The 18420-nt window shown below is 38.0% G+C and carries 15 protein-coding genes; 5 read left to right on the top strand and 10 right to left on the bottom strand.

From position 1 onward, the window contains the following. Position 1: 1 nt before the first annotated feature. The 4 genes from G0028_RS05865 to cxpE form a co-directional block, all read right to left on the bottom strand. On the bottom strand, positions 2-2434 hold the full coding sequence (locus G0028_RS05865) for a CSLREA domain-containing protein (RefSeq protein ID WP_180044858.1): 2433 nt from the start codon (positions 2432-2434) through the stop codon (positions 2-4). Between the two features lie 14 nt (positions 2435-2448). Next, entirely contained in the window at positions 2449-4302 is a 1854-nt protein-coding gene (gene rbtA / locus G0028_RS05860) for a rhombotarget A (protein ID WP_130072853.1), read from the bottom strand. Between the two features lie 106 nt (positions 4303-4408). Continuing rightward, the gene (hda, locus tag G0028_RS05855) at positions 4409-5119 is read right to left on the bottom strand and encodes a DnaA regulatory inactivator Hda (protein ID WP_130072854.1); all 711 of its coding nucleotides are present in this window, start codon (positions 5117-5119) and stop codon (positions 4409-4411) included. A gap of 30 nt (positions 5120-5149) precedes the next feature. Further along, positions 5150-6334 carry a chloramphenicol efflux transporter CxpE gene (gene cxpE / locus G0028_RS05850; protein WP_180044859.1) on the bottom strand — a complete coding sequence of 395 codons (1185 nt, stop codon included), beginning with the start codon at positions 6332-6334 and terminating at the stop codon, positions 5150-5152. Positions 6335-6469: 135 nt separating this feature from the next. Between cxpE and purM the strand changes: the two genes are divergently transcribed. Beyond that, entirely contained in the window at positions 6470-7540 is a 1071-nt protein-coding gene (purM, locus tag G0028_RS05845; RefSeq protein ID WP_130072856.1) for a phosphoribosylformylglycinamidine cyclo-ligase, read from the top strand. Positions 7541-7556: 16 nt separating this feature from the next. Beyond that, positions 7557-8189, top strand: coding sequence for a phosphoribosylglycinamide formyltransferase (gene purN / locus G0028_RS05840; RefSeq protein WP_180044860.1), 633 nt, complete (start codon positions 7557-7559; stop codon positions 8187-8189). A 113-nt stretch (positions 8190-8302) separates the two neighbouring features. Here the strand turns inward: purN and G0028_RS05835 are convergent, their stop codons facing one another. After that, the gene (locus tag G0028_RS05835) at positions 8303-9583 is read right to left on the bottom strand and encodes a type VI immunity family protein (RefSeq protein WP_180044861.1); all 1281 of its coding nucleotides are present in this window, start codon (positions 9581-9583) and stop codon (positions 8303-8305) included. 239 nt (positions 9584-9822) lie between these two features. On the opposite strand from G0028_RS05835, the gene G0028_RS05830 reads away from it, so the two are divergent. Next, positions 9823-10260, top strand: a complete 438-nt coding sequence (locus G0028_RS05830; RefSeq protein WP_130072859.1) for an META domain-containing protein — start codon at positions 9823-9825, stop codon at positions 10258-10260. An 88-nt stretch (positions 10261-10348) separates the two neighbouring features. Here the strand turns inward: G0028_RS05830 and G0028_RS05825 are convergent, their stop codons facing one another. Next, positions 10349-11170: an alpha/beta hydrolase gene (locus tag G0028_RS05825; RefSeq protein WP_130072860.1), complete on the bottom strand. Its 822-nt coding sequence runs from the start codon at positions 11168-11170 to the stop codon at positions 10349-10351. A 77-nt stretch (positions 11171-11247) separates the two neighbouring features. After that, the gene (gene sppA, locus G0028_RS05820) at positions 11248-12282 is read right to left on the bottom strand and encodes a signal peptide peptidase SppA (RefSeq protein WP_180044862.1); all 1035 of its coding nucleotides are present in this window, start codon (positions 12280-12282) and stop codon (positions 11248-11250) included. Positions 12283-12417: 135 nt separating this feature from the next. Here sppA and G0028_RS05815 point away from each other — a divergent pair, with 135 nt between their 5' ends. After that, complete coding sequence (locus G0028_RS05815; protein WP_180044863.1) at positions 12418-13380, top strand: lysophospholipid acyltransferase family protein; 963 nt, start codon at positions 12418-12420, stop codon at positions 13378-13380. Here G0028_RS05815 and G0028_RS05810 read toward each other — a convergent pair. The 3 genes from G0028_RS05810 to G0028_RS05800 form a co-directional block, all read right to left on the bottom strand. Further along, positions 13357-15783: a DNA internalization-related competence protein ComEC/Rec2 gene (locus tag G0028_RS05810; protein WP_180044864.1), complete on the bottom strand. Its 2427-nt coding sequence runs from the start codon at positions 15781-15783 to the stop codon at positions 13357-13359. The genes G0028_RS05815 and G0028_RS05810 overlap by 24 nt on opposite strands. 118 nt (positions 15784-15901) lie before the next feature. After that, positions 15902-16588: a lipoprotein-releasing ABC transporter ATP-binding protein LolD gene (gene lolD, locus G0028_RS05805; protein ID WP_130072863.1), complete on the bottom strand. Its 687-nt coding sequence runs from the start codon at positions 16586-16588 to the stop codon at positions 15902-15904. Further along, positions 16581-17816: a lipoprotein-releasing ABC transporter permease subunit gene (locus tag G0028_RS05800; RefSeq protein ID WP_130072864.1), complete on the bottom strand. Its 1236-nt coding sequence runs from the start codon at positions 17814-17816 to the stop codon at positions 16581-16583. Before G0028_RS05800 ends, lolD begins: the two co-directional genes overlap by 8 nt. Before the next feature lie 23 nt (positions 17817-17839). On the opposite strand from G0028_RS05800, the gene G0028_RS05795 reads away from it, so the two are divergent. Continuing rightward, positions 17840-18412, top strand: coding sequence for a PilZ domain-containing protein (locus tag G0028_RS05795; protein WP_130072865.1), 573 nt, complete (start codon positions 17840-17842; stop codon positions 18410-18412). Positions 18413-18420 lie beyond the last annotated feature (8 nt).

The following is an 18420-nucleotide window of genomic DNA, read 5'->3' as shown; positions in this document are numbered from 1 at the left end:
ATTATTTGTTACGAGCATCTTTATAACGGCGATAACCAACTAAACTGATGAGACCCAAGATACCAAACCATCCCATTGAACCACCACCACTGTTGCGAACACTATTTTCCGCTGTGGCGGTATTGTTCAGTTTCACAGTCGCTTCATTTGAGATCAATCCATCCGCGTCATAAACTGCATAATTAAATTTATAACTGAATGGATCTAAAGTATTTTTATACTGAACGGTAATTTTACCACCATAACAGGTATATAAACGGTCTTCACCCGGACAAGGTCCACTACGTTCTGCACTAAAAAGCAAAGGATCAATTTTTTTAGTAATACGGATTGCTAAATCCTGTCCATTGGCATTGGTATAATAAGCCAATTTGTTTTTTAACTTCTGATCTGTCAAAGCACTAACTAAACCATCACCATCATCATTAACATAATTCAGTAAATCAACGGTGACTTTCTTATCTGAACCTTCTTTCACTGTAAATTCAGCATCTTTGGCAATCGGTGCAATATTACCAAATGTGCCTAAAATGTAGGCTGAAGATGATTTAGTTCGATCCGCGTTTAATCTCAAAGTGTATTGACAAAATTCTTTATCACCTGTTGGCGTAACATGGTCATCAACACGCCACATTTTGATCAAACCTAAGCTTGCATCCCATTCACACTTAAGATTTGCATCTGGCTTAATATTTTCAACATTTTCAGAAATGTTACCGATACCTTTAGCATTGACTTCAACCAAATAATTCTGAGCATTCAAATGTTTAATTTCTCGTCCGCCATTTCCTAACTCAATCTCATGTGGCAGGTTTGAAACAAATGGATCAAAGAAAATAGTACGATATTTTTGCTTGGTTTTAATATTTGCAAGATTGCTATATTTGGCTTGCTCTGCTTTGTAATACGGTAAGAATTCAGGTTTGGTGGTTTTATCTTCAATTAAGGTTTTAAACTTGTCAGCATAACCTTTGTATTGATCCAATAACGTCACGACAGAACCGTTGGTTAATTCTGCTTTAAATGCAGTTAAACGTACAATTTCTGTTGAACCAATATCACATGAGTTGGATTGATCTGAGGTTTTGGACTCGCTCGCATTGACTCGACCTACCCCACGTTGATCATATCCACTACAAGAGTATGCTTTGGTATCGACTAAACTTACACTCGCCCCTTTGATATTTAGAGGGAAATATAAAGGCATAAAACCTGTATATTGTGATGCAGGTTGTAAACTACTCAATACACTTGAAAATGCAATATTGCTCAAATCTACTGAATTTTTTACAGCTTCAGTGGCTGTGACTTTAGCAGGTAATTCACAACTTGAGTTTGCACTATTTGCTGATAATGCCCATGCATTTTTTTCCACAGTCATATTTGGCTTATCAACTGTTGCCAAGTCATTGCCTGTATAACGACAAGATTTACCATTGCCATTATAAGCGAGGACATTAAAACCTAAGGTCTTACTGGTTGGAGCATTATATAAGAAGGTTGACCATGCTGAATTTTTAACGATGGTATTACTGAGCAATACAATACTTGATAAGTCGCTCAAACTTACATTGCCTTGTGGTGTTACTGCACTAAATTGAAGAATACTGCCGTTATTTGCATTTGCTGTATTTTCAGTGATGGTATTTGCAGAAAAGTTCACATCAGGCTGACCACAAAATGCAAACATACTATTGCTATTTGCCGCACCATTGCCTAAAAAGCTTGCACTCGAAATTGCAATACTGCGTTTGGTATCATTTAACTGATCACTACAGGTCATTGCTAAGAGGCTACCTGTAACTGCATTATTCTTTTGAAAGGTACCATGCGTAATGGTTAAATCACTATGGGTACCATTCAAATAAATTGCGCCACCAGTTTGTGCATTCGAATTTTCAATCGAAACATTATTTAAAATTGTTGGTCCGCCTAGATAAAGCGCTCCGCCTGCATTGGTGCGCTCATTTTTACTTGAACCATTGATTAATTTTAAATTAGTCAAAGTTAAACTCGGTGCACTGGTATTATTGGTATTAAAAATACGTGATGATCCCTGTGCATTAATGGTGGTTTTTAGTGCAGTTGCCGCAGGATAACTATTTGTTAATACATCAGGTTTGCTATAGTCTGCTGGTTCTTTGCCCACAATCAGCATTGCTGAACTTGGCTGCAATTCTGACTTTAATTGATACTCACCTGCTTCCAACTGAATCACATTCGTGACCGTACTATGCGGTTGTCCTGCACTACAGCCACCAAATGCCTTATGTGTAGACGCGGTGATTACCGCTTCACGCAAAGAACATTTATCTGTATTTTCACCATTTTCATCGGCAAATGTGGTGACATAAATTGTTCGATCTTCTGCCGCCATTAATGACATTGCAGATAAAACCATTAGGGTTAAAACCCCTTTTTTATAATGTTTCATCACTTATTTCCTTATTATTTTTTAGTTCTGCGTAATCCGATCAAGCCAAATAAAGTAAATAATGCAATAACACCAACACCACCACCCGAAGTTTTTACTTTTTTATCTTCAAAATTATTCACAGGTGCTTGTACAACGCGTGCATTAATTGCGATATAAGGCTCAGTATTGTCACTAAAATACGTGGTTGAGGTCACCACTTTTAACTGAAACTCATCTGAACCATGCCAATTACCATTCGGGACATAAGTAATATCACCATCTTGGGTCACTGTTAATGTGCCTTTTGAAGGCGTATTGGTTTGCACAACTTTTAAACAACCTGGTTTCCAAGGACTACCATCGGTCGGTTTGCCAAATAATGCTGTACATTGTGCAGGCGTAACCAATTCACCATCTTGTAATTGATCTGGAAGAGCTAGTTTTACAGATGCACCATTTTCAGTATTGGTTGAAAGACTAAATTTAGCAATTTCACCATAGTGAATATCTTCACCGACCGTCGTATTTGTACTGGTATCTACAGACAATTCAATTGCCCCACGGTCACACAACTTAGCATTATTTGGACGTTTTGTATTACGCTGATCCACTACACAAGCCAAGAGGTCACTATTTTGTGGACCTTTATTCACAATAGGTGAGTCTGCGATGGTTTTATAACTTTCAATCAAGCGAGGCTTGAAGAAACTCATCACTGTATCTTTTGCAGGATTATATGGGCATAAAATTCCGGTTGAACCTAGATCACACTTACCTTCTGTGGTTTTACCTGCAATTAAAGTGGTATTGCCCAAAGCTTGCGCCCCTGTACCACCACACCCCACAGAATAAAGGTTATTACTGATCTGATTGGCTTCACCACCAGCAACGATTTTACAGTCTTGCGAACCATTTTTTGCCAAAATACTATTGGCAACATAGCCTTTTTTGTTTGGCGCATTCACAACCAAGCCCATGCTATTTAAAATCATCGTGGTGTTAATCACTTGCATATCATCTAAGACTTTGATGATATAGCCTTTATTATTAAAAATCGTACTGCTAAAAATACCGCGTGTTAAAGTAGACGGAGATAAGTTTTTACTGATCTCTGCACTAAAAGGTGACTTTGCCTCAAATAATGATGAGTTACTATCAGTCACTTCATTATCACGCACAACAGACTGCGCAATCAAAAATTGTGGCACTTCACTATAAACCACACCACCTTGTGCTGCTTTGTTACCTTTGATAAATGACTTTTCAATACTCACCACACTCCAGTTAAAACTTGAGCCTGGAACACCTGCATTATAAATTGCACCACCTTGATCGGCAGTACCATTTAAAAGACGTGCATTGGTAATGGAGAGTGCTTCATTGTTGTAAATCAAGCCACCTTGTGCCTCACAACGACTTGTACCACAACCCTGTAACGTAAGCTCTGAAAGATTGACTGAAATTTTTGCATCTTTTTCAGCTTGCGTTTGGTTCTTATCACCAGGCAAGAGAACTTTTTTAATATTAAATAAACGATGATTACCTGATGCTTTGATTACAGCATTCGACAATCCGACCTGACTGTTCGCATCTGTTACCGTAGTATCATAAACTGATCTTATATCAACACTTTGTGCAATAGAAATTTGACTTTTCAAGACATATTCTTGTTTGCCTTTCAGTTCAATCACTGCTGAGGTTTCTTTACCACCACAGCCATTGAAACCCGCTTCAGGCAAGCCTTTATTGACATATTCAATCGCTTCACGAAGGGAACATTGGTCATCGGCTTTTACAACATCTTCTGTTGTTGTCACCACAATATTTGCACTAAATGCATGACCAGTAATACATAATAATCCTAAGCCTATGCCCCGTTTGAGCATTATAGTCTCCTTGATTTCTTTTAATTATTTCTTATAAGCCAGCATAAAGCTTTGCTAACATTCCTTGTGCGTACTTTGTCACAGCTTAATAAAATTCTCAAGAATTTTATTGTGGACGGTACTCATCGATCAGTGCATAGATTTGTCTCAGTGTTGCATGAGAAAGTTTTACCTTCTCACCTTTCAATAATTTTTCCAAACGATCCACTGACTGCAACAGTGTACTGGTTTGATGTGCACCATGTAATAGCAGATATTCGGTTATTTGTGGATCAAAATGTAGACCGCGCCGTGCTAAGACAGAATTTAATAATGCCTGACGGTCTGCATAAGAATGTCCATTTGGAACTTTGACGCTTACAGCTTGGGTTAAGCGAGACTGTAAATCTGGTAACTCTAATTTTAATTCAATCGGAGCAAAACGTGATGAAAAGACCAACTGACCACCGTCTTCATTATTACTATTAATTAAATGAAAAACTGCTTTTTGCCAATGTGGTACACCACTGATCGCTTCAATATCATCCAATGCAACTAAATCATAGGTTTCTAAAGCACTAATCGCCTCAATCGGAGCATCAAGCAACTCTAAAAGAGAAACTTTGATCGCAGATTTACCTATTTCTAAATAGGAATCACAAATCGCTGAAAGCAAGTGGCTTTTTCCCGATCCCGCTCCACCATAAATATAGAAACGGTTCATCAAACCTGCATGTAATTGTCTGACTGCATCAATTACAGGTCCCCAACCTGGGCCAGAAAAATCACTGATTTTGGCATCTAGTTGTGGCTCTATATCCAACTGTAATTGACGCATATATTTTCATTATTCCTTAACAACAGATCATTATTTGGTTGAGGGTTCGTCATTATGTTGCGTGTTTTGAATCTCAAGATCAAGATTAATATGCTCACTTTCTATTGAAACTATATGGCTATTTTCATTATTTTCAATGCCAACTGAGGTAGAGTCCTGATAAAGTGAACTTCGTTCATACCATTCTCGTGCATGTTTCAATAGCACAACAATAACCGCAGCGACAGGTAGCGCGATGAGCATCCCCATAAAGCCTGCTAATTGTGCTCCTGCCAACACGGCAAAAACCACAGCGACAGGCGATAATCCGATTTTATCGCCTAATAAGAATGGTTGTAAAACATAACCTTCAATAATTTGTCCTACCCCAAATACCACTAGAACCAGCACTAAATGTGTCCAGTCCAAGCCGAATTGGAAAAATGCCGCAATCATCGCTGCAATAATGCCTACACCAAAACCCAAGTAAGGAATAATGCTACACAAGCCTGCAACCATACCAATGATCAAGCCAACTTCAAGCCCAACCAACTGTAAGCCAACCGCATACACAACACCAAGTAAAAACATGACAAGGAATTGTCCTTTCACAAAGGCACCTAAAACACTGTGACATTCACCCACAATTTTTAAAGTACTTTGTTCATAAGCACGAGGAATTAAATTTCTCATACTCGTTAACATACGATTCCAATCTAAGAGAAAATAAAATGCAATAATCGGAATAAGTACAATTGTACCGCCAATGGAAATAAAACTTAGCCCCGATTGCGCAATTTTAAGTGCCATCGCTTGAATACTGTCTGCACTGTAATTGGTTTGTACATATTCCATAACAACTTTGGAAATTTGATCTGTGTCGAGTTCCATACGTTCAACATTAAACGTCTGAGAAACCCAAGGCAACAAGGTATAATTGACCCAATGGATGGCCGCAGGAATACTATCTCGCGCATAAATCAATTGCTTCCACACTAAAGGCACTACAAACCACATTGCCCAAGTCAGAACAATACCAATGCCAACAAATACAACTGAAATCGCTAACCAACGTGGTAAAAACTTATCAAGCTTTTCCACAATCGGGCTAAATAAATAAGCTAATAAAAAAGCGCCAATAAATGGCACTACTACAGGCTTAAGCAAATATAAAACCCACAGTATCAGTGCGATCCCTGCGAGGATAAAAATTCGTTTTAATGTCCGATCGCGCATACAATTATGCCTTTTTCAGGTTTATTCATTATAGAAAGTAAAATATTTCAATAAAGATAGCATTTTAGTACAGAAATAACATAAGAGTTTCGTATATTCGGGTATAATCGCCGCGCGAATGCGGAGACTTCAAATATGAGCAACTCAACTTCTACCCCAAACACTGGTTTAAGCTATAAAGACGCTGGTGTCGATATTGAAGCGGGCGACGCACTTGTCGATCGTATCAAATCTGTCGCTAAACGTACCACTCGTCCTGAAGTAATGGGCGGTCTAGGCGGCTTCGGCGCACTTTGTAAAATTCCTAAAGGTTATGAAGAACCTGTTCTCGTATCTGGCACAGACGGTGTTGGTACAAAATTACGTTTAGCATTGAACTTAAACCGTCATGACACGATTGGTCAAGACTTGGTTGCAATGTGTGTAAACGATCTTCTCGTATGTGGTGCTGAACCATTATTCTTCCTTGACTACTATGCAACAGGTCACTTAAATGTTGATGTTGCTGCCAATGTTGTTACGGGTATTGGTAAAGGTTGTGAGCTTGCAGGCTGTGCATTGGTCGGTGGTGAAACTGCTGAAATGCCAGGCATGTATGAAGGCGAAGACTATGACTTAGCAGGCTTCTGTGTAGGTGTGGTTGAGCAAAGCAAAATTATTGACGGCAGCAAAGTAAAAGCGGGTGATGTTTTGATTGGTGTAGCATCTTCAGGTGCACATTCAAACGGTTACTCATTGCTTCGTAAAATCCTCGATGTCAAAAATGTTGATTTAACACAAATTGTGGATGGTCGCCCACTTGCAGATACAGCAATGGAACCAACACGCATTTATGTAAAATCAATTCTTGAATTAATCAAACAAGTTGATGTTCACGCGATGGCGCATATCACGGGTGGCGGTTTACCAGGTAACTTACCACGTGTATTACCAAATGGTGCACAAGCGGTAATTAATGAATCTTCTTGGCAATGGCCAGAATTGTTCCAACTCCTCCAAAAAGAAGGTGGTGTTGACCAATTCGAAATGTACCGTGCATTTAACTGTGGTGTAGGTATGGTGATAGCTGTTGATGCAAACGATGCAGACAAAACAGTTCAGTTGCTCAACACATTGGGTGAAAAAGCATGGAAACTGGGTTTCATCCAAGATAATGCTGAATCTGTTGAAGGTGCTGACGAAAAAATCCGCGTGATTTTCGCATAATTCAGTCATCAATCCCATGATCAAAATTGCTGTACTTGTTTCTGGTAGTGGAAGTAACTTACAAGCCCTGATTGATGCAAATCTTTCAGGAAAAATTGTAGGGGTTATTTCCAATAAACCTGAAGCTTATGCTTTACAACGTGCACAACACGCAGGCATCTCAACTGTCATCATTGAACACAAACAATTTCCGAATCGTGAAGCTTTTGATGCGGTGATGCATCAACAATTACTCGATTGGGATGTTGATTTGGTGATTCTTGCGGGCTTTATGCGAATTCTGAGTGCAGGCTTTGTCAATGCTTGGCAGGGGAAAATGGTGAATATACACCCTTCTCTATTACCCCATTACAAAGGCATGCATACGCATCAACGTGTTTTAAATACGGGTGATATGCTACATGGTTGTACGGTGCATTACGTCACAGCAGAACTCGATGCAGGTCAAGCCCTGACGCAAGGTGTGGTTCAAGTTCATTTACATGACACTGTCGACACTTTAGCTGAACGAGTACATACGCTTGAACACTTGATTTATCCACAAGCAGTTGAATGGATCTGTAATGGTACGATTCAGCATATGGAAAATGGTCAAGTCCTGTATAAGGGTCAAGTATTAAAACAACCTATTCAGTTCTGTAAATTTTAAAAAAATGTGTAATTTAATAACGCATCTTCGGATGCGTTTTTTATTACTTGGAAAATTATACTATCAATCTGGTTCTGTAGTATTAAGCTGTATTATGTTAATTTTAAATATTCTTAAAAGGGATTAGGTAATAAAACAGGTCCATGATCATCTCTTTTTTCTAAACACCACACTGCATTTTTACTACTAATTCGACCACTTTTTCTTATATATTTAGCTTCTTCTGGAAATTCCTGACCCACTGTTAGATGTTGTGACAATCCCTCAAAATCAAATGGTTTCCACATCCCTGAATACGGAACAGGTTGATGATCATATCCAGATTCACCAAGTACATGGAGTAATTCTTGTTTTTTGCCTTGAGGATTAAATATTCCCTTTTCAAAGTTATCATTATTCCAACGATGTAACCAATAATATGTTTGTGTATATGAATATAAGGGTCCCTGAGAGCCAGTGTGTAAAGGACCTAAAGGTTTTTTAGTCATAATAATTCGGCATAATTGATTAACCACAACATAACTTAAAGGTAAAGGTTCTTTGACATTAGCTAAACGAGGAATATCTCCCGCTTGTAAAATTAAGCATCCATTTATCTCAGTACTTTTCACGTCCGGATAATTTTTCAAGGTTTCTTGATAATAAGGTTGTTGAATCACTTTATCTTTTAATCTAGCCCCAATAAAAGTTTGCCAACTTATACTTCTGAGACCGGTTTGCCATCCATGTTTAAAAAATGCTCCCCCATCGGGCGTAATTCCCCAATATTTATGGGTAATATCATATTCATAAGACTGAAATGGATGTCGGTCATAAGGTGTTTTTAAAGTTAGTCCAGCATAGCCATGAAAAACAGAAAAAGAATGAATGAATAGATGAATCCACTGTTGATATCCCTCTAAACCTTCTTTGGTTTCAATCATTGACACAGGCAAAGTAAGACTAGCATAGGACAATTGTAAATCTTGATCTGTTGCTGGTTCTGAATCAGGATATGCTGTGAAAAACTCAAGTACATAGTCATCTGCAAACTCACCGTCTTCATCAGAAGATAAATAGTAAGTGAATAAATCGTCATTGGCTTGAATATTTTGTTCAGCTTTTTTTAAAAAGCTTTGATAGTTTTTTTCATTAAACTTTACAAAACCTCGATTATTCTGTGTGAACTGGGCTTTCAAATGTGAAGCATATTTCTGTTTAAACTGCGCTATGATCTCTAATGCTTTACGTTTAGATTCTGCTGTTGCACCATCTAAATAATAGAGTTGAATGGTGAGTGCTAATTTTGCCAATGGTCGATTTTGATCATCGATTAATCTTAATTCTCGTTCGGCTTTTTTTAGTTCAAAAATCAGGTCTTGTTGCTCAGGTACTTTTAATTCAACGTCTTTCACAAAAATTTTCCTTAATCTCAATACTATTTAAAAAGCAGGTGAAAGCTTTATGGCACAAAATTGTAAATCTTATATAGAGAAGTTATTCATAAATCAAAAAATATGCAAATTAATGTTTTTCATTTAGGCAACTTGTGTACTTTTTAAGTTAATTTCTCTGAAAATTGAATAAATACAAGCTACTATTTATTTTATAGATAAATTAAAACAAATAGTCATCAATCCTGTGGAGAAATTAAATGCTCAAATCAGTCCTTATTTCAAGTTGTGCGGTTTTAACCTTAAGTATGGCGGGTTGTGCAACTATGTCCAATCCTTCTACTGAACGTAATTTAAATGACCTACAAAATAAAAATTGGGTGGTTAGTGAACTTTATGGCACCAAACTCGCTGCTGATCCAACACAATCTGACGTTCCATCTATACAGTTTAACAATGAGCGCGTCAGTGGTTCAGATGGTTGTAATCGCTTTATGGGCGGCTATGCGGTCAAAGGCACACAAATTCAATTCTCTAATCTAGCATCAACACAAAGAGCATGTCTGAATGCAACGGATATTCCACAAAAATATACCCAAGCTTTAGGTCAAGTCACCCACTATGATGCCTCTAAAAAAGAGTTGAAATTTTTAGATGCCAATAACAAAGTGGTGATCAAATTTGATCATGTGAAATAACTTTAGATTTTATTTAAAATAAAGTAAAAATAAGCACTTAAAAGTGCTTATTTTTTTAGTATGAATAGTTAAAACACAAATAACAGGACTAATCTTTTGGAATTTGGATTAAGTCTTTAATTAACTGTACCACTTCTACAGGATGCTCCAAAGGAAACATATGCCCCCCTGAAGTGATGCTAAAAGGAATACCTAATTTTTTCTGAATCATTTGCGGAAATTTTCGAGTTAAAAATGGACTTTCCGATCCCACCACCAACTGCGCTGTAATCGGTGGTTTGGCTTTAGGTAACCACCAAGAAATTGAATTGGTACGAAAAATATCGACCTCATCATATTTAGAAATTGCCAGCTCTACTCCACCGCGGACAGGATCATCCACTAGAGCATACTGAATATAATCATGAAAACAGTCTGCATCAAAATGTTGATAAAAACCTTTTGGTCGCAGTAGTAACGCAGCTTGTTCACGCGATTCCCAATGATCTCGGCGTTTAATGCTCAAACCTGCCGGAGTGATTTTATCGACCATTTTTGGATGAAAAATTTTGGTGAGGAACAGTGCAAATGAGGCTTGTCCTACAATTAAAGGAGGATCAAGCAAAATTACTTTTTCAAATAATTCTGGTCGCTTATAAGATGCCATCAAGGTTAAGACAGCGCCCAAAGAATGTCCCAAACCAATGACTTTACGTCCTTGTGCTTGCTGCACAATACTATCGATCACTTGATCAACCAAATCCTGCCAACCTTGTGTAATTGGATAGCGGCGATCTGGACCAAGTAATGGCACATAAATAACGTCATATTGATCACTTAAAAGATCAAATAATTTTGAATAGACTTTCGAGGGCACACCATTTGCATGCGCAAAATGAATCAGTGGTTTGGACTGCTTTGAACGACACATGTTTTTCAATTTCTACTGGTTTAAATGATGAAAAAGCTTCTTCCTAATCTTGGAATAGAAAGAAGCGAAAGCATAACTTATTGCATTTTTACATCTTGGTTCATGTTAATTTTTTGGCTCATTGCTTCACCTACACCATGTCCCATTTCCGAACCTAAACGACCTAATACTGAATCAAATGGACTACGTTCAACGGTATAGTTCACCGTTTTTTTGATTTTTAATTCACGTTTTAGCGTTTCTATATTGCCTGCTTTGTCTGCAACTCCTAACTTAATGGCTTGCTCACCTGTCCAAAACAGTCCTGAGAAAATCGCAGGATCATTCGATTTTAACTTTTCACCACGACCTTGTTTTACTGCCGTAATAAAATGTGAATGCACATTGTCCAATAATGCTTGAATATGCGCTTTTTGCTCAGGACTCACAGGTTTGGTCATACTCAAAATGTCTTTGTTTGCACCTGAGGTCATGGTGCGATCTTCTACACCTAACTTTTGCGCTAAACCACTGACACCGTAATTCGGCATAATCACACCGATAGAACCGACTAGGCTTGACGGATTTACCCAAATCTCATCCGCAGCTGACGCAATATAATAAGCGCCTGATGCTCCCATATCCCCAATGACTGCATAGACTTTTTTCTCTGGATGTTGCTGCTTTAAATAACGAATCTCTTGCCAAATATCATCAGATTGTACAGGAGAGCCACCTGGTGAATTGACATTGAGTACTACAGCTTTAGCTGCACTTGCTTCAAAGGCTTTTTTCAGCGACTTAATGGTATCCGTGCTATTTACACCTTGATTACTTGAATCAATCGTGCCCACGATATTGACTATACCCAAGTGCGATTCTGAAGTTGAAGCTGTTGCATCATCCCCTGATGAACAGCTTTTTCCAAACAATAAAAAGCCAAGCAAAATAAAAATATATGAGAAAGTTAGAATTTTAAAGAATATTCCCCAACGGCGACTGCGACGCTGTTCTTGTACTGACGCCAAAACAACTTTTTCTAAAAGTTGCCATTCTTGACCTGTCGGTTGTTGTGGTACAGAACTACCTAATGGAGTATTTTCATTATGTGGTTTCGGTGGCCAATCGGACATACATACCATCCAAATTAATTTTTAAGGCATCATTATATACAACTAATTCAGTTAAACTGTCTAAATCGACATAATTCACTTATAATAATTTACAATTCACTAGCACTTTGGCTCAGTTTTAAATATAGATAAACGATGACTGAAAAGCAAAAATCCACAACCACTCGACTACTCCATTTTTTTGGTCGTCAACCTATTCTTTTTTCTAGATTTTATGCACGTATATTGGCAGGGATTGTCAATTTATTACATGTGTCTAAAACATCAAAAACGATACGCCTGAATATCGAAATCTGTTTACCCCATCTGAATAAGCAACAACGGGAACACATTACACGCACTGCTATTCGTAATGAATTACAGTCTTATATGGAATTTTTTAGTATTTGGGGCAGCTCAACTGAAAAAAATATTTCTAGAATTCGTCAAATTCATGGTGAACACTTCGTGCATGAAGCCCTTGCTGAAGGTAAAGGTTTGGTGTTGATTGTACCGCATTTTGGTACATGGGAAATCATGAATCCATGGTTTGCACAGCATACGCAAATGACGATTATGTATAAACCCATTAAAAACCCTGATGCTGATGAGTTTGTCCGTGATGCCCGTAGTCGTGATCAAGCCAATTTAGTCCCCACAGATGAATCTGGCGTGCGCCAAATTTTCAAAGCCCTAAAACAAGGGGGGACAACCGTCATTTTACCTGACCACACCCCCAATGTCGGTGGTGAACTGATTGATTATTTTGGTGTTCCTTTAGCTTCAAGTAATCTTAGTGCCAAATTGATTCAAAAAACCAAAGCAAAATCTTTACTTCTATATGCCATTCGTAATGAATCTGATGATTTTGATATGTTTATTGAACCCATGGATGAGCAGATTTATCAAGGCACAGCCAATGACGGCACACGCATTATTCATCAAGCACTTGAACATTTGATTGAACGTTTTCCTGAGCATTATCATTGGAGTTATAAACGTTTTAAAGCCAATCCTGAGCTTAGAGATTTATATACCGTATCGACTGAACAGGCGATTGCACGAATTCATGCAATTAAAGAACAAAGTCACAGCCTAGCGGACGAGCCACATCTTTGAGCTACGATAATTGCTCATCTGCATATTTTTCTGTGCATCGAGTTGAAACTGAATACTACCCTGTTCAATCGTACTCACCATAGGAATATTCAGGGCTTTTAGTCGAGCCAAAACAATCGAATGTGGATGTCCATAACGGTTGTCAAAACCCGCTGAAATGACTGCGACTTTAGGTTTAAGCTTATCTAAAAATGCATACGCTGAACTATGTTGACTGCCATGATGTCCTAAAACGAGCACATCTACTTTTAAGTTTGGATAATGTTGTAGCAAATCAAACTCTGCTTCCCAACCTGCATCTCCCATAATTAAAAAATTTTGATTATTTTGAGCATTTTGTACTTGAATATACACAATACATGAGCGCTCGTTTTGTTGAGAAGCCACATTGCTTAGGCTATTTTTAGGTGGTGCTAAAACCTGTATTTTCACTTGCGCATATTGCCAAACTTGCCCTGCATGACAATACTGAAAATTTTCCTTGGCAAATCTTCCATCATTTTCATTTGACCAAATCTGTTTTACTTTTATTTCCTCTGCAATCGCAGGAAATGCCCCACTATGGTCTTGATCTAAATGTGATAAAATCACTTGATCAAGCTGATGAACACCTTGTTGCTTTAAATAAGGGATGACCACTTGTCGACCAATACTAAATTTTGTTTCATCAAATGATCCCCCAGTATCAATCATCATTTTATGTGTGGGTAAATTGAGGAAAATGGCTTGCCCTTGTGCAACATCTAGCACCGTTAATGTAAAGTCAGATTGTTTTTGTTGTGGAAAAATCAAAGGAATACAGCAGATCCCCACCCAAGCTTTAGACATGACACCGCGGGGTAAAAATAGAATAAAAATCGCCAATGCCAAACATAGGGTCATCCATGGTGTAAAAGCAAACCACTGTAAGTTTTGAGAAAAAATTTGATCTAAAACATTTAAAATATGTAATAAAATGGATAAAACCCAATCTGCCACAGCAAAAAATTTGCTTCCTAAAGGGGTAAAAAGCAAACTCAAACATGCCCCAATCACTTCGAGGGGCACTACCACCGCTCCGATCAAAGGAATCGCAAATAAATTACTGAGTGGTGCAACCCAAGCCACTTTTTGAAAAATAAAAATCATTAAAGGGAACAGTGCAATAAATACTTTCCACTGTGACTCCACTAAAACTTTAAGATAAAAAATTGTTTTTTGAAAAAGTGTTTGATATTGCGACGGTTGTTGTTGCAGCGTTTGATAAACACGAATTAAAATAAAACACGCCCCATAAGACAGCCAAAATGCCGCTGATAAAATACTAAAAGGGTCCACCCATAATAAAATACTCGCACTGAGCAATAAAATTTTGAGCGCAGACAAAGACTGCCTCAGCCAAATCAGAACACTGCATAATGTAACGGTGAGCAACGTACGCAAAGCAGGAATTTCAAAACCGACAAATGCGCTATACAAGGCTACACATGCCAAAAAGGGAGTCATCAATAAATAAGGCTTCGGACATTTTAAATAAAATTCTGGACGAAACTTTTGAATAGCCCTTTGAAAAATTGAACAAAATAAAATGGCAAAAATCAACACATGAGGGCCTGAAATCGCCAATAAATGTGAAATTCCTAAGCGTTGAAATAAATGCTGTGTATCACTCGAAAGTAAACTTTCATCCCCCGTCAACAGTGCCAAAAGTAAGCCTTTTTGCTGCAAACTACTATTTTCAATGCGCTTTCGAAATGCTAAACGCTGCATTTCAATGCCTAATTTAAACTTCGACCACCACGAATCATGCTGCTGCACAAATTTTGCATAACCTAATGCAGAAACTTGGAGTGTATCGATCGGTTGAATAAATTGAGCATTTAAACTCCCCATCATATTTTCTTGTAAAAACCAACGCTCTTTATCAAATACACCCGCAACCGCATAACTATGTGCTGGCTTTAATTTTCCTGAAATTTGGTAATAGTGACCTAATGCTAATGGGCTTTGCCCTTGTTTTAAATCAACACTGATTTTAATCGGTTGTGCAGCATGATTAAGTAACCATACCGTATATTTAGTACGTACTTGGTCTGTATCTATTGAAACTTGACTGATTTTATCAACATAGACCAATGCCGAAACATTTAAGATCTGCTGAACTCGCAATTGCAAACGTTGTTGCAAAGCATGATCTGCATAAAACCAAGCGCCAATAAACATACTCAGCCCTAAGCTTAAATGTAGGATAATTTTAATAATGTTAGAACGTACTAATTTCCATTTTAAAATAGAAGAAATAGCCACGAAAACAATAAAAATAAAATTAAAAAATAAGATGATATTTAAATGATTTGGGATGACATTGCCCATACAACTGATGCCAATGATCCAACCTAAACAGAGTGAGTAGACATACCACATACTTATTATTTTTTTGTTGATGTTTTCAATGAATTAAAGCCCATTTTCATGAGCTTTAACAAGGTTTTTGATCGGATTTATCGCGTTATTTTAAAGCGGTATTTAAAAATAACGTAGGTTATTCAGTGATCCACACACCATCTTGCATGTGTAGCACTTTATCCGCAGATTTTGCCAATTGCTCATCATGCGTTACGATTAACATTGCCATATTAAACTCATGCCGTAAATCACGTAATAATTCAAAAATCGTGACTGCAGTTTTACGGTCTAAGTTACCTGTCGGTTCATCAGCAAGCATTAATTTTGGCTGTGTGACCAAAGCACGTGCCAATGCCACACGTTGCCGTTCACCACCCGATAACTCACCAGGCTTATGCGTCAGACGATGTGATAAACCCACACGATTGAGCAAGTACTCTGCACGTTCTTTGACTTTTTTAAACTCAGCATCTTTACGCAACATCAATGGCATTGCGACATTTTCCAATGCTGAAAATTCAGGCAATAAATGGTGAAACTGGTAGACAAAACCGAGGTGTTGATTACGCAAGAAACCACGTTCTGCCTCACCTAAGTTATCAAAGCGTTGTCCATTTAAATTTACAATACCTTGTGATGGACGATCTAAGCCACCCAAAATATGCAGCAAGGTACTTTTACCCGAACCACTTGAACCAACAATAGAAACAAACTCACCTTGATGAACTTGCAAAGACAAGGCTTTGATCACATCAACGGTTGACTTACCATCGGTAAAAGATTTTGAGATGTCTTTGGCTTCAAGCACCACATTACTATTCATAACGAAGTGCCTCCGCAGGTTGAATTTTTGCAGCACGTAATGCAGGATAAATCGTCGCAAGAAAACTGAGGGCAAGTGACACACAGACAATCAGCAACACATCTTGCCAACGTAAATATGAAGGTAAATAATTAATAAAATAAGCATCAAATAAATGCCAACCAAACAAATTATTCATCCAATCGATTAGATTACTGATTCCAAGTGCAGAAATTACACCTAACACAGCTCCCGCCAAGGTTCCAACTACACCGATGACCGTACCTTGCACCATAAAAATTTTGGTAATGGTTGCAGGTGATGCACCAAGCGTACGTAAAATGGCAATATCAGATTTTTTATCTGTCACCACCATAACCAAAGATGACACAATATTAAATGCAGCCACCAAAACGATCAGGAACAACAATAGACTGACCATGGCTTTTTCCATTTGAATGGCACTAAATAAATTACCATGTGTATAGGTCCAATCAGATGCATAAAAACCTGAAGGTAAATCTTGAACAATTTCATTGGCAACTTGTGGTGCAAGGAAAATATTATCCAACTTCATCCGCACACCTTGTGCGCCATCAGGTAGACGTAGCAACGTAGATGCATCATTCAAAGCAATATAACCCAGACTTGAATCTACTTCTGCCCCAATACTAAAAATCCCCACAATTTTAAAACGTTTAAAACGTGGTACTACGCCCGCAGGTGAAGGTGTCGCTTCAGGAAGAACTAAGGTGATGCTGTCATTCAAGCTCAAACCGAGAGCATCCGTCATTTGTTTACCCAGTACGATGCCAAATTCACCTTTTTTCAGCTGATCAATACTCCCCTCAACCATATGATTTTGAATAATTGATACATTCTTTTCATACTTGGGTTCGATCCCACTGACCATGATCCCTGCGACACGCCCTTGTGCCGTTAACATCCCTTGCAATTGAGTAAAAGGTGCTACCCCAGTAACATGTTCATGTTTCTCAATTTTCTTTGCAAGTGTGGGCCAGTCTGTTAAAATCTGCGTGGATGAAACAGTGGCTTGCGGCACCATGCCTAAAACACGATTTTTCAGTTCACGGTCAAAGCCGTTCATCACAGATAAAACTGTAATAAGAACCGCAACGCCAAGGGTTAGACCGATCATAGACACCAAGGCGATAAAAGAAATAAAGTGATTACTACGCCGTGCGCGAGTATATCTCAACCCTATATACAGCGAGATTGGTTTAAACATACCATCAAAGTCCGAGGTGTTTTATGGAAACGTTACAGCATCAAACTGAAGCCAATGAGCGTCGCGTGATGTCTCGAATCGATGCTGCCTTAAGAATCAATTATCAGATCATTTCTGACGATGTCGCCCTTAACGATCCATACGATCCAAATTTTGTATTGCCGCGCTATTTTCTACTACTTGCAGAATTAGATCAATTTGATCATGCACTTCAATACGAATTAGACCAATTAAATGAAAAAGATCAACAAATTGCTCGAATCTTATCCTTATTCAACCAAAAATTAAACCTCATTACAGGCTCTCTGTATGATTCAATTGTACAAACCATGTTACCAACACCACAAAATGTGAATTTTTCAGAGAGTGGTTTTAGCTTTTTTAGCAAACAAAATATCAATGAAGGCACGTATATTCATGTGACTTTAAGCCATGCTGAAAACTTCTTTCATATTGCAGCAACGGCACAAATTGCTTACTCAGAGCGTATTTCTGACGAGCAAGAGGATTATCGAATTGGTGCATATTTCGTAACATTGCACCCCCAAGATAGAGTCAAACTCGCAGAATGTGTTAAATCATGTATGTCTGCATAACAATATAC

The sequence above is a fragment of the Acinetobacter piscicola genome (assembly GCF_015218165.1).
GTDB lineage: Bacteria > Pseudomonadota > Gammaproteobacteria > Pseudomonadales > Moraxellaceae > Acinetobacter > Acinetobacter piscicola_A.
The sequence above is the reverse complement of the archived record's forward strand: the minus strand, read 5'-3'. Positions and strand labels throughout refer to the sequence as shown.